The sequence below is a fragment of the Streptococcus minor DSM 17118 genome (genome assembly GCF_000377005.1).
Taxonomy (GTDB): domain Bacteria; phylum Bacillota; class Bacilli; order Lactobacillales; family Streptococcaceae; genus Streptococcus; species Streptococcus minor.
The window spans coordinates 1-20,126 of record NZ_AQYB01000018.1 but is presented as its reverse complement, the minus strand read 5'-3'; the positions used below and the strand labels follow the sequence as shown (position 1 = coordinate 20,126).

Genomic DNA, 20,126 nt, shown 5'->3' with positions numbered 1-20,126 from the left:
TTGACAACCATCATCCCTAAAACGTAAGGATTTGATAGAGCTTTGACAATGACATCTAAAACAGCCTGCCACGTTGTCAAATCGCTTGTTTTAAGGCCGTAATAGCCCAAGATAGGCAATAACACTGCTACAGCAAAACGGGCTAAAAATGCCTTGTTTTTTGCGTTAAACCGCACTTTCCAATTGAGTTTCATTCTATTTCCCTCCGTAATTTTTTTGAAAATCTTTGAAGTCTTGCTTGAGTTCTCCGATGTCTGTCGATAAATTTTTGATTTGCTCCACCAGCGACATCGTGATTTTCTGCTCTTCTTCGTGCTTACTGAGTCGGATGTCATGACTATCCAAAATCTTGGACTGCATGTCGTTTAAGACTTCCATGGTTGTCAAGCGCTTTTCCATGGCTTCTGCTTTGGATTTGTTGGTAGTGTAGAAGCCGATCAAAGTAAGCCCTACTGGTAAGACTACTGTAATCAGCCAATGCATTAGCTCTTTTTCTCCCAAAAGCTAGCCCTCCGTTTCTTGTTTTTCTTCGCTAGCACCAATTTCGGCTAACTCTACCAACTTGCGGACTTTTTCTCTAAAGCGCTTTGGCACTTGTTCCAGTGTAATCCATCCGAGTTGGACTTGCATTGCAAAATAGTTAATCATCATTGCGATTCCTCCATTTTTAAAATTTTTAATTCTGTTCAATAGGTTCATCTTCTTCACCCTGCAACGTGGAAATGAGTTCATTTACCATGGCTGTGGTTATCTTAATCATTTCCTCAACCTTTTCGTATTGCTCTTTCGACCGAGCTGTTGCAGCGTCAATCTCAGCAATCTTCTTGTCAAAAGTGTTAAACTTCTCATTCTCGGCCCGCATTGGGAAATTTTCCTGATAGATGACTTCCAAGGCCATGTCTTCGAGCTCAGCATTTGACAAGTCTATCTTGTCAGCTGGCAAGATGATTGGATAGGTGGCTCCATCCAAGTTCCCAAGAGTCACCTCAGTTCCTCGAACGCTACCATCTACATTGTAAGCGAGTGTTTTTCTCTGAAATTCTAATCGCATGTTTCTCCTTTCTTAATAAGCCCAAACGATTTGCCCACAATAGCGCTGATTGGCATCTGTGGCCAGTATATGCAAGCCACCATCCGAATTAAGCTGGGCGTTTCTATCCCTGTCTAGAAACGTATGCCATGCCTTAGCGCTCAACATTAGCGCACTAGGCACATACTTGCTCGGAACAGTTACTATATGCTTGTTTCCACCCGTCGGAAAGGTGACGTCATAGCTGACAATCACAAGATTTCCTTGCACCTTCCACTTCACATTGCGGTTAACCGTTGAGGTTGTCCAATCCGTATAGTTTTCGCTACTCAAGTAGATTTGACCGTTGGCTACGATTCTGAGAGCCTTCCGGTTTTCGTTATCCACCCCAAACTGGATATACCCAAAATCAGGGTCTGACAGCCCATTGTGCAAGACAGCCTCAAGATTGTCCGTCAGATTGACCCGCAAGAACCGCAATTCTCCCGACATCAACGCTGCCACAGGCATATCGCTAGCTGTTGATTCTGAGGGTGTCTTTTGGACGGGTGTGCCGTTTACGATTAGCCCATAGTTGTCCATAAAGATGCCAGTCTTATGCGCTGGGTAGTTAAAAGCAGGCACAACCGACCTTCCCGCACCAAAGCTGCGCTGTAGCAAAATTTTACCCGCTGTCACTGAGCCGAGGTTGGCTGTGATAGCTGACAAGCTACCGACACTTAACTTATCAACAGTGATAGACTTGTTTTTTATCATCGGTCCATTGATAAACTGGTCCTTAATTTGCAAGTTGTCGGATGTGATGACATCTTTTACCCATCTATTCCCGATAAATAGGTACTGCTCGCCCGGTTTAATGGCCGAACCATTAGCTGTTAAGTTGCTAGACCCTGTATATTTCCATCTTGACCCTGTGGGTGGATTTGCTGGGATAACCGACTGCAGAAAGGTTGCAGGCACATTTGCCCTATCAACCCACTTGTAACTAGACGCGCTAGCGGACTGCGTAGGGCTGTTTGATGAGTAGTGACCCATATAGCGTTTTGACGTGTCCGTCAAACTAAAACCTGACCCTGTCGCACTGTCTGCGTAAGCCACGTAAAAATAAGCATTCGCACCATTTGACCCTGCAGGGCCACGGTCTCCCTTAGGCCCGTCCGCACCTTTAGCACCAGGCAAGCCCTGAGGTCCATCTGCACCTCTTGGACCTTGTTGCCCTGGATTCCCTTTGTCGCCTTTTGGTCCAATTGGTCCTTGAGCGCCATCCTGACCGTCACTGACATTGGTAAACGTGGTTTCGGCAGTTGCGACCACTTGACCATTGAGGATAGCCTCAACCGTCACGAGTTGCGTGCCATTGACTTGGCTCGCAGACATCGTGTAAGTGCTAGCTGTTTGACTAACATTGCCGATTGTCCACGTAAAAGAGGCTTCAGAAATTGTTTCTAAGCCTCTTTTAAGGGTTGGGGTTATCAGACTATTACCAGCTCCGTTTTTAAACACTGTGCCAGCGCTAGTGGCCAATTCGAGCGTGTAAGGCATCGCTTCTTTAGCCAATTCTTCAACTCGCTTGCGCAAATCATCTGATACTTGGCTCTGCTTACGCTCGTAGTTGGTAAGTGTCGTTTCTATCACTCGACCAGTAATGATATCCTCTGTCATCTCTGATATCCGCCCTTGAACGTATAGAGGCGGGTCATAGTGCTTGTCATCGATCAAGGTCTTAGTGTCACCGATGTCACCATTTACAGAACCCTCAACAGTATAGGTCACTTTAGGCTGGCTGACCTTTTTAAGCTCACTGAGCATATAGCCATACAGCGCCTCCTTTGAGCTGTACTCAGTGCTACCCAAATCATGCACGAGGTAGTTATCTGCCGACCGTCTACCGACCGCTGGAAATCTATCTCTCGTTTGAGGTGCTCTGAGATAAGCTCCGTCCGTAAAATAGAGCAATTTCCCATCGCTATCGTTTACCTTACGATTTAACCCGCTGATAATTAGCCCATCCTTACCGGTCGCAAATACTGCGCTGTAGAGATTTTTAATATCATCCGCATAGTTAATGACTTTCAAATCCTTACCAACCCGCACAGGTTGGCCAGTCGCTACCTTACCAAGATTGCCCTTACGGTAGATGTTGACTACATGCCGATGCAGTGAGTAGTCACTATTTAACTCTGTCACAAATTCCAATTCTGCATCAAAGCTATTAGCTACTGAGTAGAGTCTTGACAGCAAGGTATCTGTCCCGGTCCACTCTAACTTGATAGACTTGTCGGCTACTTCGTTGATGCCAATCGTAAGAGAGTTTTCAGGGTCAAAATTACGGATATACTGAGCCATAGGTAGAGCTCTATCCGTCTTGTATGGGCCTTTCTGCTCGTTGTTGATTTCCAAAACTAGCGAATAAGCCGTTAGTTCGAGCCTGTATCCCTTTTTCTGGACATCCATAATATTGAGCCAGTATGGCTTACCTTTGTACATAAAGGCTAATTTACAGCCTGATTTTACAGTATCAATGTCCTTTGAGTTAAAGCTAAGAGACAGCATACTAGCAGAGCCTGCTAAAAAACGTGTTAGATTAGCAGATTTAAACTTAATACCTGCCTGATTATCGAAAAAACCAACACTGTGACTGTCGGTTGAATCTCTTATCGCAATACGTACGTTTTGCATTAGCTAAACTCCTCCTTGATTTCTGCCGTAGCACTTTTAATAGCCGAAAAACTAGACACTAACAACTGTACCTTGGTCTCGCCCGGTGGTACCTTGATATACTGACTACCTAAAATTTCATCATCTAAGGCAGGTTGGCCATTAACGTAAATTCTGCCCTCTTGACCAACCACGCGCAAAAAACTACCAGCTGGATAGCGATTAGGGATATCTCGCCAATATGGCACCTTGATTTTTGTAAAACTAAAATCATTTAGGTAATGCACAGACACAAGCTGATTGCCTGCGGTGCGACCTTTGTACTGCCCTGTGAAAAACTGGACTTTCTTTGCGACCACATTTTTTATTTTTGGCTCATAAAAAGGGAAATACGAGCCGTACCAAAAGAAGGTAACTTTTTCACCCTCTTTTTTCATGTCAAACATGTTCCGATTCTTTTTCCGCGCCTCGCTACCGTAAGGGTTGCTTAGTCCAGCGTGAGGAGCGAAATTGATTGATTTTACAGGCCGACTACCTCCAGCGCCATCCCCGATCAGGAAATGGACTGTGGCAATGTTGGCAGTCGTGTTTGTTTTCTCGATAGCCATTCCAGCGATAAAATGGTTTTGGTCATCGACCACAGCCAAGCACCATGCCCCAGTCTGGTTAATCAGACCAGTCTCAAAGCAAGCACGAGCCCATATGTACCAATTCTGAGCCGTTTCGGACAACGTTAGCTCTTTGATAGCACCAAACTGAGCACCATTAGCGCTATTTGTAAAGCCACTAGGTAATACACCTAAACGCCCGCCGTCAACCTTATCTGCCGACATGTTAGTAACCGATTTTTTGCTTGTACTTTCGTAAAATACCGTTCCATCAGCCCAGTTGGTAAAGTTTCCAGCCTTGTTGCTTGATAAAATAACGCTCTTCTCAGCAACCACTCCGTCCACTTCCTCTGGTTTACCAAATTGAGCTGCCCCATACTGGTTAGCGATACCAAGGTAGCCGGATTCTTTGGCCAATTCTACCTCATAATTAACATGCACAGCCTTACTGCCATTGTTGACAATTGTAGTTTCCATGATCCCTTGCTCATTTCGAACAAATGGGAATCTCTTCCCATGTTTTGCTTGAGCAGATCCAGAGAGCACCTCAAACTCAAAGACTATATCTGCATTTCTCACGAAGCTTGAAGGTGTGCCTATTTTACTCAAACGTGCCCGATATTCTCTATCAGGTTGGTCAGCTAATTCAAGTACTAGCTCCTCGTCCGTAAAGATTTTGTTTAGCCGGTCAATGGTCGAAAAGACTTGCTCTTTAATGACAGCTTCGACTTGAATCATCTTACTTCCACGAGTTTGAGAGAGAAACTCTTTTCCATCCTCAACATTTTCCTCTGATTGGATAGTGATGTCTGCAACGGGTTGGACCGCTATTTTTGAAATATTGATAATTTCATCAATAGCGATGCCGTTGCATTTTAATTTTTTAAAAACCACTAAGTGCCCCTCCTAAAAATCAAATCAACATTATCCTCAAACGCAAATTTATCGCGCAGTCTCTTCCAAATGTGTCCAATCAACTTATCACTGTCGATATATACATTTCCGTCTTTCGCTTGAATTGCCTTCAAGGTTGACAGGATTTCAAACAGGACAGCCATGATTTCATCGTTGCCAAATCCGCTAGCTTCAGCGATTCCATGACCAACACCAGCAAGGTTTTTGCTGTTTAGTGGCAAGATAGCTTCGTCGCCTGCTTCGCCACCAACCATGGCTCGATTACCATTTATGCCAAACATAGTAGGTCCGGTCATGATACCGCCTTTTGCATAGAAATCAACAGCAAGGCTCGGTATCTTACCTTTTAACAAATCGCCAATCTGCCAGCCAGATGGATTGACAGAAAATCTTGGCATTGGAATTTTAGGCCAAGTGATTTTAAAATCAAAAAATCCTTTAATTTTGTCAATTGCCCTAGAAACGGCGTCCTTAGCTCCATCAATTGCGCCTGAGATAGCATTTTTAATTCCGTCCCAAATTCGGGAAGCAGTACCAGAAATGTCCTCAAAAACACCTGTAACAGTATCTTTTACAGTGTTAAAAATAGTAGATGCCGTATTTACGATGCCGTCCCACAGTCCTGTCAAAAAGGACACAATCCCATTCCATACACTTGACACAGTGCCAGAAATCGCAGACCAAATGCCAGAGTAAAACTCAACCAAGAAATTGAAATATCCTTGCGCAGCGGAAACAATCCCGTTCCACAAGCCACTTAGAAATTCGGTAATAGCAGTCCACGCAGTCTGGACAGATGTAGATATGATATTCCAAGCATTCCCTAGGAAATCAACGAAACCCTGCCAAATCTTTTTCCCAGTTTCTGTTTGCGTGAAGAAGTAAACCAAAGTCGCTACTAAGGCAGTAATAGCGATGATAACGACCATGATTGGATTGGCTGACATCACAGCATTGTATGCGGCTTGAATTGCAATCCCTGCTTTTACCACTCCGTTCTTAATAGCCTCATATGTAGCTATAGCCTTTGAAATGACTAAGTAAGTGCCAAGAGCAGTCGTAATCGCAACGACAGCTGTTTTCAAAGCATCAACTTCTGGACCACCTTTTTGCACCCAGTCGATAAACTCACCGATTTTTTCAGAAGCTTCAGAAAAGAGGTCTACCGCAGTTTCAAAAGCTGTTTTAACCGTGTCACCAATTTCAGTTGCCGTTGTGATGATAGTTTCTGCAGTTCCAGGGTCCATACCCATTTTGGTCAGCAAGTCAATGTTGTCTTTCTCGCTCATTGAGCCAAAAAGGACGTCGAAAACTGAGCTAACTGTCGCAAAAGCTAAGTTTAAACCCTCGGTCAAACCAGAAAAGCTACCCTCTGGCACCTTGAACACTTTTTCTAAAAAGGTTACAAATGCTTCCGAAACTTGAGGCAACACCTCATCAAATAAGATGATAAATAGGTCAGGCAGAGTGGAGCCTAATGCGCTAATCAGTTCGGTTGCTCCAGTAATGAGCCCTGGAAGCAGAGCACTGAGAATTTCTGGTAAGTACCCTGCTAAGGTTTGAATGACTTGGGATAGACCCTGTATCAACCTAGGCAATGCCTCTACCAATCTCGGTACGATGTTTCCAAGAGCAATCCCAATTGATTCGGTTAAACCATTAACCAATTCCCCGAAATCTTGGTCAGGGTCAGCCATACCTGTCAGGAAATTTTCCCATGCAGCTTTTACCATGCCGACAGAACCAGAGATGGTGGATGCCGCTTCCTTGGAAGTTGTCCCAGCAATACCCATTTCTTCCTGCATGACATGGATAGCCTCAGTCACATCAGCAAATGACGAAATGTCATACTTGATACCGCTGATTTTCTCAGCATCATCAAGCAACCGTTGCATCTCTTCCTTGGTACCACCATAGCCGAGTTTGAGGTTATCCAGCATGGTATAGTTTTGCTTAGCAAAACCTTGGTATGCGTTTTGGATAGATTCCATCGAGGAGCCCATCTTATTCGCATTGTCGGCCATGTCAATGATAGCTTGGTCAGCTAATTTGGCAGCTTTTACCGTATCACCACCGACCGACTGGATAAGAGACGCAGAAAACGATGTCGCGGTTTCCATGTACTGATTAGCAGATAGACCAGCTGTCTTGTAAGCTATTTTAGACTTACTCAGCAAGTCCTCTTGTGCGCTCATCAGATTTTCGTACTCTGCGGAAGCCTCGTCTACACTCTTTCCGACAGATTGGGCATATTCTTCAAGAGATTTTCCACCCGCTCCAAAGAGGGTCTCAATACCACCAACTAACTGCTCGTATTCTGCATAGTGCTTAGTGGCAGCACCCGTCAAGCCTGCTAGGGCTGTTACACCAACAGCCAGACCAGTGGCCATGATTTTACCCGCTTTAACAGCTACTTGACCTATTTTTCCAAAGACTGCAGAGAGTTTTCCATGTGCACGTTCGGCTTTTCCTGTTGTTTCGTCAATAGCTTGGTTGGCTTCCTTGTTGTGGATTCCTATTTTTCCAAACAGCTCAAAAATGTTCATGTTCTACCCTCCTCCCTTTGGTAACTGCAGGATAGATTCGGCTAAAGCAATAGCCTCTCTATCTTTTTCTTTAGTTTGCCTTCGCTCTTCTTGCTTTTTGATATAGCTTTTCTTTGAGTATTTTTTAATAAAATCAGACAAGGACATATCCACTTCTTTGGATTTCCAAATTTCGGTTAATTCTTCCCTGTCCTGCTCATCCAGCAGGTACATAAAAAAATCCAAAGACTCGCTGAGGGTTTGAGTCTCTAGCAAAATCTTTGGATTTCCGTACCGTTTGAAAAGCATATCTTTTAGCTTGTTGACATCTAACCCAACAGCGAAGCAATAGATTGGAAAAAATCCTTGAGTTCCGCCTTTTTACCAAAATCAACCAAGAGATTTGTGTAATCAAGCATGCTCAAAGATTCGATTTCCTTTTGGCTCGTATCTGTCAAGTCAGCCAGAAACTTGTTAATGTCAGCTTTCGCATCGTTAACATGACGAAGGATTGCAAAACCGATGTCTGTCACTAATGCCATGCCACGTTTTTGATAAGCAAGATTAGCAGCTTCTTGCTCTTTTTTGGTCAGCTTCTTCTTTTTGTGATCAGATAAGGAAATGACATCCTTATCATTTCCATACTGTCGTTCAATCAATGAGACCACTTCTTCCTTGATGTCTAATTTACCAATGATGCCTAACATCGTGAAGATGTCTCCACCATTCAGTTCGCGCATTTCCAATTTTTCAGCCATGTGTTCCTCCTAGTTAAGCGATGTTAAGCGATGTTCGGGAAATAGATACGACAAGGCAATTCCAAACTTTCTACCTGTCCCTCTCCTGCGTGTGCCTCAAAGGTCATGGGAATCACAGCCTCATCATTATCCTTGGTCTCAAAATCAAGACCAGATGTACACAATGCATTGTCAATGATGATGATAATAGGGTCATCTGTTCCAGACATCGTGCCTACGATTCCTAGATTCTTGATGTAGTCCTTGTTCTCAAGCTTCGATTTTCCAGTGATTACCTTGTAACCAGTTGGGGCTGTTTCGCCGTCAGCGTCGTCTATCTCACCATTGATAGACAGTCGGATGTTTTCCGCAGTCAATTCCTTCACATTGACTTCTAACTTAGCGCTTTGGCTCTCTAGCAATTTCTGACCAACAGCAGGAGTAAACACTCCGTCAACTTCGACCATGCGATAATTTTGCTCAACAGTGACCTTATTACCGCCTGCAGTGGCGCCCAAAAGTTCACCTTCCCACTGGCCTTTGCTACCTTCACCGCCGGTCTTATTCCAAGTTAAATTCTTGTAAACAGCCCCAGCGTTAATAAGGTAATGCTTCGGTGTGCTAGCAGTATAGCCAGTACGTTTTACAGCAGTTTTTGCCATTTATTTTCTCCAATCTATTTTTATGTAAAAACGCAAATTCCGTCGTTGCAAGTCGTCCAAATTCGTTGGCACAGTCTGCATCGACTGGAATTGTGTGCGTATGTAGCAATCTTCCAGCATTTGGTCAAAATGCCTCAAGTGCATCTTGATGCTCTCGGATAATGTTTCGATTTCGACCTGGTCTAGACCCTTGTTGCAAAAGACGTCCACATCTAAGTAACAACCATCTGCATATCGGTCTATATTGGTTAAGCTCGTCGAAAAAACCACATAAGGATAGCTGATTTTCTTGGCAGAGTTCTTCATGTAGTAACTCTCAACGTGGACACTCTTCAACTCTTTCAAAATAGTTTTAATAACTTGTTTCATCTATCCTCCTAACTCGCTCAAACAGTCTGCCAAAATAGCTCGTATTGCTTTCTGGTTTTGCCTAAATGCATTTCGTAGGTAAGGTTGCGGAGGCATTCCATACGTAAAATGCACTTCACCGGTTGCATCCCTATACACCCAGCCACCTCTACGACCATTGCCATTCTCTGCAAATTCACCGGTCCCAAATTCAACGTAGATAGCATATTCGCAGTTCGTACCAACATAGGCTACCAGTTCGCTCTCATTGACCTTGTATCCGATACTGTCACGTAAGCCTCCGGTTTCTCCGACAGGTGCCAAAAGCACTGCCTGACCTTCGACCATCATAGCAGCTTGAATGAGTCCTTTAATCGCTTTTAACTCAAGGGCTTTCTTAACAGCTTCTGAATTATCGACAAACTTCATCAATGAGCCCCTTTGACATAGATTTCCAAGTGATGTCCAAGGTTTACTGGGTCATCAACATAAGTCACTTCATAGGTCTTTCCGTTTACCTCAATCTTATCTTCGATTTCAGCGTTGACTGTCATGTCTTTGGTCAAGATGACATGGGTACTGTCTTCCAAGTAAGCAAGCTTATCCGTAGACTCACTGCCATCCAGCATATCCATGTAGCCAGTAAACACAGCTACTCGCTTATGTTCAAAGATTTCTTGGCCTAGTTCATTTTCGCCGACTGCAGTCGGCTTAAAAAGATAAAACGCCAGCATCATGACCACCTCAGTTTTCGGTACTTGTCCAAAAAACCAAGCAGGCTGACTGGATATCCTTCCGAACTTTCGGCAGCCGTCACATCGTAATAGGTTACTGACCAACGGGCTACGGTTTCGGATTTGATACCAGCTTTATCTCGCATTTTGGCATCGTAAGCAATTAACTTCTTGACACCGGCCAACACATCCGCAGGATAGCTCACTTTCGTCGCTATGGCTCCTGAATTGGCTTCTGCGATAAAATCACCACTGATTGATATTCCGTCATCAGAGACGCTCTCAACAACGTATAGACCGTCATTGTAATCCGTTCCGTTGATTTCGATTGTGTCGCCTGCTTTAAAAATATCTATCCGACCACTGTTTGCTTTGATTTTGCTTCCTGATAGCTGTAAGCCACGGATGCGGAATTTCATCAGCTGGAAATTGTTATTGGTCAACTTTCGGACCATAGTTTCCAAACCGTCGCAGGTCTCTTGCGTTGCGTTGGAATCTAGTTTCAAAGCTTCATCTAGGCTAATAATCATACATACCCCCTAAATTAAAAAGGAGAGCAGATGACTACTCTCCTAGTTTTGATGCTTCTAAAATTTCAAGCAAGATTTCAGTCTTAGCTTTCTTTGCGTACTCAATGCCAAGTGCATCCAACTGGGCTTTGATTTCTTCACGAGATAAGGTAGTTGACTCTTGTGGGTTTTTCGTAGTTTCAACCACCTTATCTGGCAGTTCAGTCAACTTACGAATCAACCTCATGCCTTTAGCATTGTTAGTCGAGGAAAGTTCTGCAATACGTTCTTCTGATGGCACGTACCCATTTCGAGGATAGATGCTATACTCAGGATAGGTCACGAGGTCATCTTGACCGTCAGTAAATCCCTCGATGACAACATATTTATCCATGCTGTGCTCCTTTTCTTAAACTGTATCTGGATTTACCAATTTGTGCTTAATTGCAACAATTGGAATGTTCTTGTCTTCGTAGACTTTTTCCCAGTTGCCAGCTGTCGCAAGCTCCTCATTTGATGGTGTAGCGCCTTCTACTGATGTATCAGTCCATTTAATTCCATATGGATGCATGACCAATGCGCGGCGCGTAAAGATGCGGTCGTTACCTGCAGCAGCTTGTCGGTCAGTTTCAAATGTGGTTAATTCTTTAGGTGTACCCGTGTTGCGACCGAATGCACCGCTACCTAGCAAGTAGGTTGTGTACACGTCGCCTGCAGGAGCAACACTGTCGTCGCGCAAAACAACATAACCCAAATAAGTTGGGATAGCCTCTCCACCTTCTGACGGCTTGATAAATTCAATCAAGTCATCTTTTTGCAACTTAGTATAGACCGCAGAATGCATCGCAATCATTTTGAGCTTGTCAGCAGCATCCCCAAGCAATTGTTTTGCATCCAGGACTGTTTCAGCCGTGATTGCTTTCTTCTTAGCTCCAGTAATATCTAGTGTATGTGAGCTTGCTAATGGTGCTCCGCTAGCAAACAGACCTTTTAGGACTGATAGCAACACTTTTTGTTCTTGACGCATCCAGTAAGCGCCGATACGGTCTAAGATAGCACGCATTGGGTCATCGCCTGAAAATACAGCTGCCAACTCATTAACAGACCATCCACGACCACGGTAGAGGACCGCTGCCACATCTTTTCCAGCTGTGATTTTGCCTGTACCCAATTCTGCAGAATCTGACAAGACTTCGTCATCTCCTCCTAAATCATTCCAAAACGGCATGTTGACCAATTTACCGCCCGCTGTAATCATTGCTTCAACACGAGGGTCGGCAACTGCTACGCCTGACTGAATCAAAATAGAATTTTCTTGCGAATACTGTTGCATATAAGCGTTGAATACTTCGGGGGTGATAACATCTTTAATTTTAGTAATATCTACTGTCATTTGTAACTCCTATTATTTTTTTGTTAATAAATCAGTTAAGTTAACTGATTTGTCTGCAATCGCTGATGCGATGTTGTGATTCTTAGTGCGTTGCCCATTCGGCAAATCTGCACTGTCTAGCGATTTAAAACCGCTGTTGTCTTCTGGGTCTGTTGATTGAAAGAATGCTGGAAGGTTCGTTTGCAAGTCCTTGATTTTGTTTTCAAGGTCCTTAATTTCCCCTTTTTCGTCCACTTCAACATCACCTAGCTTGTACATCAGGTAGTCAACATCCGTAGCTTTTGCTTTGGTCAACGCATCCTTAATCGTCTGCTGTTTGGCTGACTCTTTAGCTTGCTCTTCCAGCTGTGTGACCTTATCCTTGTACATTTTCAGCTCATTCTGCAGTTCTTCATTGTCCTTGTTTGTTTTCTTCAAGGTGTCAAGCGTGCTGTTAGCTGCTTTGAGTTTTTCAGCCTGTTCATTATAGACATCTTTCGGGACAGCATGCTTTGGAAACTCTTCTTTGATTGCGTTCATGACCGCATCAATATCTGTTTTTCCATCTGCAGTATGTTTCTCAATAAGTTCTTTTAACCAATCCATTATTGGTTACCTCCATAGATTTTTTATGCTGGCTCTCCCAGCAGGGAGTGTCTGCGATATGCCACACAGACTTGGCATGCCTAGTTTTCTGTCATTCGACAGGACGCAAAAGAAAACTGGTCATTTTCGGCCAGTTTAGAGTAATTTACAGTTGTTTATAGCAGTCTTTCCTGCTGTCAAGATGAGTGATCACCTCCTAGACTACTTGCTCATAAGTTTGCTCAAAGATGTCAGGTTTACAAGGGTAAAACTCTCCTTGAACACCTTTGATGATAAAATCACCTTCAATGGCAGTCATCACACCTTCCAAGGTATGGATTTTTAGAACTGGCATTGAGGGCACTGAGTAATCAACATTTACAGGCTCTAAGCCAAATTTTGATAACTCAGCCAATGTTTCTGGGTTATCGTAAAACTGTACAGCTTCAATCTCAACTGGTTTCTTGCGATAGTGCATATGTCACCTCACTTTCTACTAAAAAAGACTTCTTAGAAGCCTTATCAGCTGCTTTCTTCTCAATTTTGTCAAACCTCGAATTAGTAGCCTGAGCATTTCGCTCGATAATGTTCCACAGTTGATTGTTTTGACTGATTAAAAAATCAATGTGCATTTCCAAACTTTCGATACGATTTTCAAGCTCGCGCTTACGTTTCTTCTTGATACGTTTGTTCATGATTTCCTCCTGTTTTTGGTACAAAAAAAGCACCTCGAAGGTGCTGCATCGTTCAATTAGTAATCGCCCCAGGTTGAGCGAGTGCGTTGGTATTCTTCACGCCATTTCAAATACTCATCGCGGGCTTCGATAGCTTCTTGAGGAGCTTCTGGAACTAATTCCATTGTTTCATACTCATAAGGAATTAAATAAGAACGAAACTTTTGCTTTAGTTTTGTCCCTTTGGTCATAACCATTTCCATTTTACCACTCCTCCTTTTCCAAGAATCTAATAATTTCAGTCGCTTTTGAGTGTTTTTTTAATTGATATAGTGTATTGCTTTCAGAAATTATCTCATTAGTTGACGAGAGATATTTCAAGCTATCTTCAAGATGTTCTTGAGCATATCCGCTTATATCTTTACTGATATTATAGTCTTTACCGCTGATAAAATCAAGAAATTTCTCATTGAATCTGCGTTTTGATTCTGCATAAGTAATACCATTTGTTCTGGCGTGGTGCTCAACGTGCATATAGTGCTTATAATGACCTAGCTCATGAACCAAAGGTCCTCTCGCATCGTTATCAATCGCAAAGAATTTTCCGATATTGCCATCTTTCAGCCATTTTTTATTTGCTGTCTTAAGTTTTAGGATTATAGCTTTATCATTTGCTTTAGTCGCATCCAAAAAGACTGTATTAGTCCCTGGATCATAAGCCCCAAAGCTATGTTTCTTGCCAACATCCTTTGCGCTATCATAAAGTACAAATCTAGGTGATGGACTACCTTTTGGCACATTGATTTTTTGCATAGCTTCGTCAATTTGACGCTCATAATACGAAAATGCCTTGCGTCCTGAACCAAGACTGTCCGAAACATAAAGGTCGTGCTTCGAATTAAGGACTTTTCTCCCTCTGAACGAAACCTCATCACCCTTAATTGTTTCTCGTTTTCCTTTCTGTGGGCTGACTAACTTATCCGATTTTAGATAATCCGCATCACTTCCAACTGAAAACTGTCGCCGGTCAATTGCTTTTTCCCACTCTCGATAGTTTTTGTATGCCACAATTTCCCCAGTCTCATTGTCGCGTCTTAGAAGTGGTGTATCATCCCCTTTTAAGCGCGAAATGGTCCGGCATCTGCAGTTTACATCTTCGCTAGCAAAACCAAACATGTGCGGTTGCTTCGCTTTTAAGCCGTTGATTTCAAAATAATCATCTGGCTTTACTCTGACCCCGTCCAATTCAGCGTGATTGTGCCTTGTGCGACCGTCCAGAGTAGCTACCCACATCTTGTCAAACTCAATACCAAGTCTTTCTGCTTCCATTTGCGATTTCTGCCTTGCAACAGCTTGTACTCGGCCAGCTTCTGTCCTGGTAATCATCATGGCGCGACGATAAGAGCTGTAGCCCTGCTCTGCCAATCTAGCCGATGCCTGGGCGTAACTAGCACCGTGCAGAAAAATACGGTTAAGGTCGTCCTTGATGTTGTTTTTCAATCGTTCGACAACCCCATCGTCCAGTCGTTCTGACAGTTTGAAGTTAGCAACCGGTGTCTCAATGATGGTTTTCAGTTCATCTTCCTTGAGCATGGCAAAGTTAATACCAGTATGGCTATTTTCAAACTCGTAAAACAGCTCATTGTAAGCAACTTTTCCTGTATCGATTAAATGGCCCGTAATTTCGCTTTTAAGCCCTTTTTTCAACTTATCGACTGATTGGTCCAGTTGCTCCAAAAGCGTGCTCATTTGGCTTAATTTCAGCCTCTGGGAAGATGTTAAATCATCTAGTCGTTGGTAATCGACTAACAATGACTTCTTCAAGTCCTTAATCGTATCAATGTAGAGTCCGTAGAGTCGTCTATCCGTCGCTTTGTCCGCTTTCGTTAGCAGACTCTCTATTTCCTTCTGGAACTTGTTCAGCTCCGCCATCGTCTACCTCCGTCGCTTGATTAAAATCAGCTTGATACCCCTGCTCTTCCAGAGCTTTCTCAACTTCGTCTGGGTCAACTTCCAAGATACCTGCAAGTAATTCCAGAACTGTTCGGTCATCAAGCCGAGGTGCAGCAGTCATGACATTGTTAATCAAAACTTGATTCGTCTCAGCTTCTGTTTTGGCAATCGCTGCGTTGTCCGTTTCGTTGGCCATGACATCTCTAATCATTGTGATTTCAATTTCAGCTGCATCATAGGCCTTACCGTGCAATTCGTTGATGTTTTCCACGATCAGCTGCAACATGTCTTTAATGACTGCACGCAGACGAACCTCAATCTTGTTGCATTTTAGGTCAAGTAAACTGTAGCGTGATTTGATGACCACATTTGTGATGTTTCCATCTCCTGTTTGTGAACTGTCAAAGCCCATGCCAAACTTGTAGATAGCTTCCTTGTCAATTGCTAGCTTAGCTTTGCGAGCTTCAACTGGGATGTTAGTAGTGATGACGTCAATTCCGCCCTTTTCACCGACTCCAACAGTCTTCTTGGTTTTAAGATTGGTTACTAGAGCATTTAGGTCGTCGCCCTCGTACCCGCGAACGGCATAGATTGGATGGTCGAAATCAATCAAATTATTAGACAGCGCACAGGCCATCATGTCGTAGTCGTCGATAAGGTCCTTAATCGGCTTTAGGTCATTGGTTTTACTGCGGTTGTTTTGCAGACAGATAAACGGTACACGACCATAGCCCTTACCTAACTTAGATTTACCTTTTTTTGCGATGATATGTGGCAATGGGTTAATCTCTACCGAAACATCCAATTGGACATCACTGTCTGTTTGGACGAAGTAAAAAACTTCTTCCTTAGTCCACAATTGGATTTTAGTAACAGTCTTAATCTGGTTGTCTATTAGGATGTCATCGTCGTAGTAATAGATCAATTTGTCAATGCCGTAAAAACTATCGTAAATTGGGATGATTTTAAATGCATCAGCAGTTTTGAAATAGATACGACCATCTGCAGTCAATTTCCAAAACGCATATTCAACAGCTTTCTGACTCGCACCTTCGACCAATTCCTGCAACATGAGCTGAAAATCTTCGTTGATGTATTCATCCAAATAGGCTTGTAGACCTTCTTGCTCAGTCGTGACCTCAATTGGATTAGACAGTAGGTACTGTACCTTCTGATCTACTAGCTCGGTAAAATACTGATGAGCTATCCGTGTGTTGCTTCTATATTTTTCTTCGACGATTTCACCCTCGTTGTTAAAGTAAAACAATCGATAGTCTTCAATGTCATGCCTACCCTCATAGTAGTTGATTCCGACTCGCATATCTTTTTTCAAATCGCTAGCACGGTCATTTGCGACCAATCGTTTGACTTCCGTTGCTAGCGTTAACACATTATCTGTTTGTAACATTTTTCCTCCTAAAACAGCCAACCACTGCTTTCTGCACATTGTAGGCCATATCTCAGTGCATCCATAAGGTGATTATTTTTATCTTCAGGCTTGTTCAGCCATTTACCTTCCTTGTCCTGCTGGTAGCAGTATGAGTAAAATTCGTCCATGATATGCGTGCAGCTGGGATGTACTGTAATCTGGTACCCTTGCAATTTAGACACGCCAGCCATGATACTGTCTTTACCTTTTCGACTAGCCTTAATCCTGCGGATACCGTACTCAGATTTCAATTCTTCAATCAACCGAGCCTCTGCACAGTCTGCGATGATTTGACTACTAGCATATCCTTTATCAGATATCATCTTTGCGATATCCTTTGTAAACAGCCCGACTTGATAATGCTCATCAAAGACATAGATGTTCTTGCTCTGGTCATCTATGAGATAAGCTACCAGAGCTGTCGGGTCATGAGTAAAACCAAAGTCAAGACCAACGCATAGCTTGTAATTCCCAGATCGGAATAGCTCCTCTTTGTCAAACTCATCGACCTGTACATTTTCGTAGACTAGCCCTTCAGCTACTCCCCACTCTCCGTCGCAGACAATTCTAGCCCGTCGTGGATTAGTGACATATAGGTCCTCGTATCGCTTGATATCGACCTCGTCCAGCCATTCGTTGCATCTAAAAGTAGTTGTCAAGGCCAGAGTGTCTGACCTGCGTGTATTATCATCAAAAAAGACACGTTTGAGCCAATGGCGTTCATTCCACGGATTAAACGTGACCGTGATCTGTTTATAAAAATCAGGCACGTCCAATGTTCCACGGATTGATTCCACTACAGTCGAGAACTTATCTTCGTTCTCAATCTGGTACGCTTCTTCAAACCATGCCCAACTTAGTATGCCAACATCAACTGTAATTGATGTTATTTTCAACTCATCATCCAGACCTCGAAAAAGAATTTTCTGACCGGTTGACTTTAGCGTAATTTCCGGCAGACTTTCGTTGAATTTGAACAAGTGACTAACTTTAAGCTGATTACAAGCCCACTTAAAATCTGTATAAGTTGATTGCTTGTTAGTGTTCGAATAGCGACGGACGACAAGTAAATTGGCCCACGAGTACTTTAGCAACCGTGTAACAAAGTTCAAAGCAGTTGTTTTTGATTTCTTTGAGCCTCGACTACCTTTGACAACTCGGTAGAAATTTGTAGACCGCCAAAAATGACCGTAGCCCTTCCCGACAATCTTAGGCAAATCAACGTTAATCTGGGATGTCTGCTTCATTGGCAAATATCACCGTCCCTTGCACTTCAGCTTCTACTTTTTCCGTCCACAGCCTATGTCGTTTACCAATCAACTCAGCAGCCTTAATTCTGTCCTTGGCTCCGACGTCGATGTCAATGACAGTTTGGCCAAGCTCCCCCATGCTACACAGGGTCTGTTCTTGTTTTTCGCCACGCATGACGGAAGTGAGGAACTCAAGGACTTCCTGCTGGTCAGCTACCTTCTCGGATTTCAATTCTTCGAGTCGTTTATCAATATAGGATTTGATAACAGGTTTTAACAAGTTTTCGCTTCCGACTTGCTGAGCCGAACGCTTAGCATACCCTGCCTTAATTGCTGCTTCCGTCGCATTTCCACAGATGATGTACTCATCTGCAAAACGCTGTTGTTTTAGTGTTAACTTGCTCAATTTTCTACCACCTTTCGTGAAAATTAAAAAGCCACACGATTGTGTGACCTTGGTTATTTAACGGGAACAGCAGGATTCGAACCTGCAACAAAACGTAATCTGTGACCTAGGACTCTCAACAGATACGGGTTGCCCTCTCTATGTATTCCCACAGATGACATCCATAGATATCGCACGCAACATCCGATGGCCTCAGCTTTATGCCTCTTTTTACAGGATCGTCTCCTGAAGGTATATCATCATAACCTTAACAAAAAGATACCGAGTTCGATTTTCATTAGGAGACTGGCAGTCTATCGTTGGCACTTGACTGAAACTTAAACATGTATCTCTTCTCGGTATCCGATACTACCATTTTATCAGCTTTAAACGACTATTTACTAGCAACTTACTTGCAAATATCTCCCAAATGTTTTCTAAAGACTAATAATTCTCCGCCCCTATAGTTTTCAGCAAATTCTATCGCTCCCCTCTCCAACATCCGATAGAACTCGCTTTCGGAATACCCAAGGTCAGTGTAGATTGCTTTATCCTGTTTGATGTGCCATTTACAGTATTTTTCAATGATGACCTGTCTTACATAAGGGTCAATAATACGGTTTATAGCCTTGTAGATTGCTTCCATTTCGTCGCACGCAGTTACTCTCTGCGTTACTTGGTTTTCAGTAGCTTTACTTGTAAATCCTCCAGATTTTGGCTCAAAGGAGTATGTCGCAGTTATTTTCGGATTATATTCCTCACCAGCCATACGAGCGTAACGACGGTACAAACTCAAAACTTCATAGGCATTTCGTTTGGTAAAAGTTTTATCAATTTCCTTAAATATTCGCACTCTCTGTCTCCTTTTATGATATAATAATACTGCTATATATTATTGTCCGAGGCGGAGTGCCTTGGCTTTTTTTATTTCCAACGAATTACATTGGTTTCCTGTTTAAGCTTATCTTCATCAATCTTTCGTTGTGCAATTAAAGATTCTACTTGTTTTTCTAAGCACTTGCTACGTTTCATCCAATAGTCGCGCTCTTTCTTTAATATCCTCACTGTATCATTGGATTTCATGCTATTTATTTCAACTCCTCCGGTATATCATCCCCAACCTGCACGCTGTCGTAAACTTCCTTAGTTACTAGAAACTTACCGTAAATCCCGCAATCCAGCGTGTGCTTACCATCAACTATTGCCTTGCCTGTGACCTTACCAATCATCGCTGCACCAGCATTATCAACTTGATAGATGATGACTGGTTGTCTGGATTCTAGTTCAATTATCCTGTTGTTCATCTTTGCCAAAGCCAGGGTGAGTGCCCAGAATAGACATAAAATTACAATTAGTATTATCTTTTTCATTCAACTTCCTCCAAAAATTCCGGGTTCTCATAGATGTTGCCGATGATTTCGTTCGAGAAAATTTCTGAAAACAATTCTGAACCGCGCTCAGTTTTGTCATCACAAACCATGTATCGCCCTTCTAACATTCTCACAACACCTTGGCAGTCCGGAAAGTCAATAGGATGTTCGCATGTTACTCTGACAACATCCCCCTCGAAAATTTCCTTGCCATTTACATCAAACAGCCCTGTGGATTGCATGAGGGCTGCACCACGTACACGCCTACCAGCCTTATTGCCCTCGTCCAACGTCACGTACAATCCGCGACTGGTCCAGATTACAGCTTTAACTCCATACATCTTACCTTCGTAAAATGCTCTATATCTCTGTATCATTTTCT

General features: G+C 43.0%; 28 protein-coding genes. All 28 read right to left on the bottom strand.

All coding sequences use genetic code 11. From position 1 onward, the window contains the following. The coding region (locus F602_RS0100660; protein WP_018166046.1) for a phage holin at positions 1-194 on the bottom strand (194 nt) is incomplete at its 3' end. A 1-nt stretch (position 195) separates the two neighbouring features. After that, the gene (locus F602_RS0100655) at positions 196-483 is read right to left on the bottom strand and encodes a DUF7365 family protein (protein WP_051070650.1); all 288 of its coding nucleotides are present in this window, start codon (positions 481-483) and stop codon (positions 196-198) included. 21 nt (positions 484-504) lie between these two features. Continuing rightward, entirely contained in the window at positions 505-651 is a 147-nt protein-coding gene (locus F602_RS10955) for a hypothetical protein (RefSeq protein ID WP_018166044.1), read from the bottom strand. Positions 652-676: 25 nt separating this feature from the next. Then, the gene (locus F602_RS10180) at positions 677-1,051 is read right to left on the bottom strand and encodes a DUF1366 domain-containing protein (RefSeq protein ID WP_018166043.1); all 375 of its coding nucleotides are present in this window, start codon (positions 1,049-1,051) and stop codon (positions 677-679) included. A 12-nt stretch (positions 1,052-1,063) separates the two neighbouring features. Next, the gene (locus F602_RS10540) at positions 1,064-3,709 is read right to left on the bottom strand and encodes a phage tail protein (RefSeq protein ID WP_018166042.1); all 2,646 of its coding nucleotides are present in this window, start codon (positions 3,707-3,709) and stop codon (positions 1,064-1,066) included. Then, positions 3,709-5,190 (bottom strand): phage tail domain-containing protein, encoded by a 1,482-nt coding sequence (locus F602_RS0100635; protein WP_018166041.1) that lies wholly within the window; start codon positions 5,188-5,190, stop codon positions 3,709-3,711. Before F602_RS0100635 ends, F602_RS10540 begins: the two co-directional genes overlap by 1 nt. Beyond that, positions 5,190-7,757 (bottom strand): phage tail protein, encoded by a 2,568-nt coding sequence (locus F602_RS10535; RefSeq protein WP_018166040.1) that lies wholly within the window; start codon positions 7,755-7,757, stop codon positions 5,190-5,192. The genes F602_RS0100635 and F602_RS10535 overlap by 1 nt, the downstream gene beginning before the upstream one ends. 3 nt (positions 7,758-7,760) lie before the next feature. Further along, a complete protein-coding gene (locus F602_RS0100625) occupies positions 7,761-8,045 on the bottom strand; it encodes a hypothetical protein (RefSeq protein ID WP_018166039.1) in 285 nt (94 codons plus the stop codon). Between the two features lie 20 nt (positions 8,046-8,065). Further along, positions 8,066-8,494, bottom strand: coding sequence for a hypothetical protein (locus F602_RS0100620; protein ID WP_018166038.1), 429 nt, complete (start codon positions 8,492-8,494; stop codon positions 8,066-8,068). Between the two features lie 23 nt (positions 8,495-8,517). Beyond that, positions 8,518-9,135 (bottom strand): hypothetical protein, encoded by a 618-nt coding sequence (locus tag F602_RS0100615; RefSeq protein WP_018166037.1) that lies wholly within the window; start codon positions 9,133-9,135, stop codon positions 8,518-8,520. Continuing rightward, a complete protein-coding gene (locus F602_RS0100610) occupies positions 9,136-9,504 on the bottom strand; it encodes a hypothetical protein (protein ID WP_018166036.1) in 369 nt (122 codons plus the stop codon). Then, the gene (locus tag F602_RS0100605; protein WP_018166035.1) at positions 9,505-9,912 is read right to left on the bottom strand and encodes an HK97-gp10 family putative phage morphogenesis protein; all 408 of its coding nucleotides are present in this window, start codon (positions 9,910-9,912) and stop codon (positions 9,505-9,507) included. Beyond that, positions 9,912-10,217 (bottom strand): hypothetical protein, encoded by a 306-nt coding sequence (locus tag F602_RS0100600; protein WP_018166034.1) that lies wholly within the window; start codon positions 10,215-10,217, stop codon positions 9,912-9,914. The genes F602_RS0100605 and F602_RS0100600 overlap by 1 nt, the downstream gene beginning before the upstream one ends. Then, the gene (locus tag F602_RS0100595) at positions 10,217-10,747 is read right to left on the bottom strand and encodes a hypothetical protein (protein WP_018166033.1); all 531 of its coding nucleotides are present in this window, start codon (positions 10,745-10,747) and stop codon (positions 10,217-10,219) included. Before F602_RS0100595 ends, F602_RS0100600 begins: the two co-directional genes overlap by 1 nt. A 34-nt stretch (positions 10,748-10,781) precedes the next feature. After that, a complete protein-coding gene (locus tag F602_RS0100590; RefSeq protein ID WP_018166032.1) occupies positions 10,782-11,120 on the bottom strand; it encodes a hypothetical protein in 339 nt (112 codons plus the stop codon). Positions 11,121-11,135: 15 nt separating this feature from the next. Continuing rightward, positions 11,136-12,119, bottom strand: a complete 984-nt coding sequence (locus tag F602_RS0100585; RefSeq protein ID WP_018166031.1) for a major capsid protein — start codon at positions 12,117-12,119, stop codon at positions 11,136-11,138. Positions 12,120-12,131: 12 nt separating this feature from the next. Beyond that, positions 12,132-12,704: a phage scaffolding protein gene (locus tag F602_RS0100580; RefSeq protein ID WP_018166030.1), complete on the bottom strand. Its 573-nt coding sequence runs from the start codon at positions 12,702-12,704 to the stop codon at positions 12,132-12,134. Positions 12,705-12,900: 196 nt separating this feature from the next. Continuing rightward, positions 12,901-13,161: a hypothetical protein gene (locus F602_RS0100575; protein ID WP_018166029.1), complete on the bottom strand. Its 261-nt coding sequence runs from the start codon at positions 13,159-13,161 to the stop codon at positions 12,901-12,903. Continuing rightward, positions 13,136-13,378 carry a hypothetical protein gene (locus tag F602_RS10160; protein WP_018166028.1) on the bottom strand — a complete coding sequence of 81 codons (243 nt, stop codon included), beginning with the start codon at positions 13,376-13,378 and terminating at the stop codon, positions 13,136-13,138. Before F602_RS10160 ends, F602_RS0100575 begins: the two co-directional genes overlap by 26 nt. A gap of 56 nt (positions 13,379-13,434) precedes the next feature. Further along, entirely contained in the window at positions 13,435-13,620 is a 186-nt protein-coding gene (locus tag F602_RS0100565) for a hypothetical protein (RefSeq protein ID WP_018166027.1), read from the bottom strand. A gap of 1 nt (position 13,621) precedes the next feature. Beyond that, positions 13,622-15,289, bottom strand: a complete 1,668-nt coding sequence (locus tag F602_RS0100560) for a phage head morphogenesis protein (RefSeq protein ID WP_018166026.1) — start codon at positions 15,287-15,289, stop codon at positions 13,622-13,624. Then, positions 15,219-16,718, bottom strand: coding sequence for a phage portal protein (locus tag F602_RS0100555; protein ID WP_018166025.1), 1,500 nt, complete (start codon positions 16,716-16,718; stop codon positions 15,219-15,221). Before F602_RS0100555 ends, F602_RS0100560 begins: the two co-directional genes overlap by 71 nt. Positions 16,719-16,726: 8 nt before the next feature. After that, positions 16,727-17,986: a PBSX family phage terminase large subunit gene (locus F602_RS0100550; RefSeq protein ID WP_018166024.1), complete on the bottom strand. Its 1,260-nt coding sequence runs from the start codon at positions 17,984-17,986 to the stop codon at positions 16,727-16,729. After that, positions 17,964-18,395 carry a terminase small subunit gene (locus F602_RS0100545; protein WP_018166023.1) on the bottom strand — a complete coding sequence of 144 codons (432 nt, stop codon included), beginning with the start codon at positions 18,393-18,395 and terminating at the stop codon, positions 17,964-17,966. Before F602_RS0100545 ends, F602_RS0100550 begins: the two co-directional genes overlap by 23 nt. A 388-nt stretch (positions 18,396-18,783) precedes the next feature. Next, positions 18,784-19,227, bottom strand: coding sequence for an ArpU family phage packaging/lysis transcriptional regulator (locus F602_RS0100540; protein ID WP_018166022.1), 444 nt, complete (start codon positions 19,225-19,227; stop codon positions 18,784-18,786). Positions 19,228-19,298: 71 nt separating this feature from the next. Next, positions 19,299-19,457 (bottom strand): hypothetical protein, encoded by a 159-nt coding sequence (locus tag F602_RS10815; RefSeq protein ID WP_018166021.1) that lies wholly within the window; start codon positions 19,455-19,457, stop codon positions 19,299-19,301. Between the two features lie 5 nt (positions 19,458-19,462). Beyond that, positions 19,463-19,744: a DUF1372 family protein gene (locus tag F602_RS0100530; RefSeq protein WP_018166020.1), complete on the bottom strand. Its 282-nt coding sequence runs from the start codon at positions 19,742-19,744 to the stop codon at positions 19,463-19,465. Continuing rightward, a partial coding sequence (locus F602_RS0100525; protein WP_018166019.1) for a YopX family protein occupies positions 19,741-20,126 on the bottom strand: 386 nt, incomplete at its 5' end. The genes F602_RS0100530 and F602_RS0100525, both read right to left, overlap by 4 nt.

Bases quoted from the DNA above. Each gene is read 5' to 3' on its own strand.
- F602_RS10540 (WP_018166042.1), bottom strand. From the start codon at position 3,709: ATGCAAAACGTACGTATTGCGATAAGAGATTCAACCGACAGTCACAGT.
- F602_RS0100605 (WP_018166035.1), bottom strand. From the start codon at position 9,912: ATGAAGTTTGTCGATAATTCAGAAGCTGTTAAGAAAGCCCTTGAGTTA.
- F602_RS0100615 (WP_018166037.1), bottom strand. From the start codon at position 9,135: ATGGCAAAAACTGCTGTAAAACGTACTGGCTATACTGCTAGCACACCG.
- F602_RS0100585 (WP_018166031.1), bottom strand. From the start codon at position 12,119: ATGACAGTAGATATTACTAAAATTAAAGATGTTATCACCCCCGAAGTA.
- F602_RS0100620 (WP_018166038.1), bottom strand. From the start codon at position 8,494: ATGGCTGAAAAATTGGAAATGCGCGAACTGAATGGTGGAGACATCTTC.
- F602_RS0100550 (WP_018166024.1), bottom strand. From the start codon at position 17,986: ATGAAGCAGACATCCCAGATTAACGTTGATTTGCCTAAGATTGTCGGG.
- F602_RS0100655 (WP_051070650.1), bottom strand. From the start codon at position 483: ATGCATTGGCTGATTACAGTAGTCTTACCAGTAGGGCTTACTTTGATC.
- F602_RS0100530 (WP_018166020.1), bottom strand. From the start codon at position 19,744: ATGAAAAAGATAATACTAATTGTAATTTTATGTCTATTCTGGGCACTC.
- F602_RS0100600 (WP_018166034.1), bottom strand. From the start codon at position 10,217: ATGCTGGCGTTTTATCTTTTTAAGCCGACTGCAGTCGGCGAAAATGAA.
- F602_RS0100575 (WP_018166029.1), bottom strand. From the start codon at position 13,161: ATGCACTATCGCAAGAAACCAGTTGAGATTGAAGCTGTACAGTTTTAC.
- F602_RS0100610 (WP_018166036.1), bottom strand. From the start codon at position 9,504: ATGAAACAAGTTATTAAAACTATTTTGAAAGAGTTGAAGAGTGTCCAC.
- F602_RS10815 (WP_018166021.1), bottom strand. From the start codon at position 19,457: ATGAAATCCAATGATACAGTGAGGATATTAAAGAAAGAGCGCGACTAT.
- F602_RS0100625 (WP_018166039.1), bottom strand. From the start codon at position 8,045: ATGCTTTTCAAACGGTACGGAAATCCAAAGATTTTGCTAGAGACTCAA.
- F602_RS10160 (WP_018166028.1), bottom strand. From the start codon at position 13,378: ATGAACAAACGTATCAAGAAGAAACGTAAGCGCGAGCTTGAAAATCGT.
- F602_RS10955 (WP_018166044.1), bottom strand. From the start codon at position 651: ATGATGATTAACTATTTTGCAATGCAAGTCCAACTCGGATGGATTACA.
- F602_RS0100565 (WP_018166027.1), bottom strand. From the start codon at position 13,620: ATGGAAATGGTTATGACCAAAGGGACAAAACTAAAGCAAAAGTTTCGT.
- F602_RS0100555 (WP_018166025.1), bottom strand. From the start codon at position 16,718: ATGTTACAAACAGATAATGTGTTAACGCTAGCAACGGAAGTCAAACGA.
- F602_RS10180 (WP_018166043.1), bottom strand. From the start codon at position 1,051: ATGCGATTAGAATTTCAGAGAAAAACACTCGCTTACAATGTAGATGGT.
- F602_RS0100560 (WP_018166026.1), bottom strand. From the start codon at position 15,289: ATGGCGGAGCTGAACAAGTTCCAGAAGGAAATAGAGAGTCTGCTAACG.
- F602_RS0100580 (WP_018166030.1), bottom strand. From the start codon at position 12,704: ATGGATTGGTTAAAAGAACTTATTGAGAAACATACTGCAGATGGAAAA.
- F602_RS0100590 (WP_018166032.1), bottom strand. From the start codon at position 11,120: ATGGATAAATATGTTGTCATCGAGGGATTTACTGACGGTCAAGATGAC.
- F602_RS10535 (WP_018166040.1), bottom strand. From the start codon at position 7,757: ATGAACATTTTTGAGCTGTTTGGAAAAATAGGAATCCACAACAAGGAA.
- F602_RS0100595 (WP_018166033.1), bottom strand. From the start codon at position 10,747: ATGATTATTAGCCTAGATGAAGCTTTGAAACTAGATTCCAACGCAACG.